General features: G+C 68.2%; 2 protein-coding genes. Both read right to left on the bottom strand.

Features of this window, described 5'->3' with window-relative positions; all coding sequences use genetic code 11:
• On the bottom strand, positions 1–541 hold a 541-nt coding region (locus ACYVDE_RS24270; RefSeq protein WP_460504092.1), incomplete at its 3' end, for a spondin domain-containing protein.
• A gap of 163 nt (positions 542–704) precedes the next feature.
• Positions 705–974, bottom strand: a 270-nt coding sequence (locus ACYVDE_RS24265) for an ATP-binding protein (RefSeq protein WP_460504091.1), incomplete at its 5' end; no start/stop codon positions are given.

Below are 974 nucleotides of genomic sequence, written 5' to 3'. Positions count from 1 at the left end.
CGGCGTCGTAGGCGCGGGCGGGCACGCGGCGCTGGGCCACCCACTGGCCGGTGGCGTCGAGTAGGTTTTCGGCTTCGAGGGCCACAAACCAGTCGGGACTGGGCGCAATCATCGTGACGAGGCTCAGGTGCGGGTGGGAAGCGTCGAGGCGAATGGTGTCGGATACTTGGCCGGGCGAGTAGAGGTAGGGCGCTTCGAGGGTGCGGAAGGCGGCGCCGGTGCTTTGCAGAGCGGCCAGCTCGGCGCGCAGGGCGGTGTTGTTGCCCCGCTCGGCCATGTCCTTAATGCCGAGGCTGGCTGCTTGGCCGGGCCGGAACAGCAGTCCATCGGCCCGGTGCGAGGCCCCGATGACGTTGGAGAAGTGCGCGCCGGCCGGAAAGTTGGCGTGGGTGCCCGCGCTCCAAGTGGCCTCGAAGGTGACGCGGTAGAGGGCCGGGCCGGGTGTGGGCGCGGGCGGGATTTCGCCGGTATCGGGGGCTTTGGAGCAGGCGGCCAGCCCGGCAACGAGCAGCAGCGAAAGCGGACGGAGCGAACGAGGCATGGCGCAAAGGGAGTTAGGAATACCCGGGTTATTTGCCGGGCCAGACGCCGCCCCGCGCTGACCCTTACGCACCCGGCGGTTTTTTATTGCGGCCCTCGGCCTAGGCGTGGCGGCGAAGCTGCTAAGAAGCTGTTGACCATTCTAAACAACGCTAGCCAGTTTCTTATCTCCGGCTGCCGTCGGCGTGGGGCAGGTGTACGAAGAAGGTGGTGCCGGCCCCGAGCTGGGAGTGCACCTCGATGCGGCCGCCGGCATTCTCCACCATGCGCTGCACCATGTAGAGGCCCACGCCCGAGCCCTCCACGTGGTCGTGGAAGCGCTGGAACATGGTGAAGAGCTTGGGCAGCTGGTGCGCCGCCAGGCCCAGGCCGTTGTCGTGCACTTCGAGCACCGTGAAGCCGGGGCGCTGGTGGCCGCGCACGTCGACATGGGG

The sequence above is a fragment of the Hymenobacter agri genome, from assembly GCF_054778495.1.
Note: the sequence above shows the minus strand (reverse complement) of the source record. Positions and strands in the feature narration are given on the sequence as shown.